This window comes from Corallococcus sp. CA041A (genome assembly GCF_003612075.1).
In the GTDB taxonomy this organism is placed as follows: Bacteria; Myxococcota; Myxococcia; order Myxococcales; family Myxococcaceae; genus Corallococcus; species Corallococcus exiguus.
In genome coordinates, this window is record NZ_RAWF01000591.1 from 1 (window position 1) to 607 (window position 607).

The 607-nt window shown below is 72.3% G+C and carries 1 pseudogene; it reads left to right on the forward strand.

Going from position 1 to position 607, the window contains the following annotated elements:
- Positions 1-274 precede the first annotated feature (274 nt).
- A pseudogene (locus D7V77_RS42360) lies at positions 275-607 on the forward strand (hypothetical protein); the annotation flags it as partial.

Sequence of the window (607 nt, forward strand, 5' to 3'; positions counted from 1 at the left end):
CACCCGCGCCCATCGAGGCCTGGTGCACGCGCTTCGACGAACGCATGGCGTCCTGTCCCGGAGCCTGCGGAGGCGCGCTGCCCGGCCCGAGTGAGCTCGCGTTCCTCGCAGCCATCGCCGGTGAGCCGCCGCCCACCGCGCCGGAAGGCCTGCGCTCCTGCATGCCGCCCCTTCCATGAACCTCCAACTTCGTCGGGCCGCGTCAAAGCCCGTTCTCCCTTTTACAACCGCCGTCCGCTCCGCTATCCCGCGACCGTCACCCAGGAGTGTCCCCGTGAAGCGAAGTCTCTCCGGTCTGCTCGTCGCACTCGCGTTCACCGCCTGCAAGCAGGAGGCGCCGGGCAAGATGGAGCCCATCCCGCGCCCGCCGGGTGCCACTGCGCCCGAGCCCGCCGAGGCCGCTCCCGTTCCCGCCGCGCCCGCCGTCCCCAAGGACGCCGTCGTCCTGCGCTGGAAGCTCGTCCAGGACGCGCCCATCTCCTTCCGCCTCAACCTCGCCCTGGACCGCAACGCGCCCGTCCTGGAGTCCGCCCCGGCGGAGAAGCCCGCCAAGGCCGACAAGAAGAAGGGGAAGGACGCCAAGGCCACCCCCGCCGCGGCTCAAGCC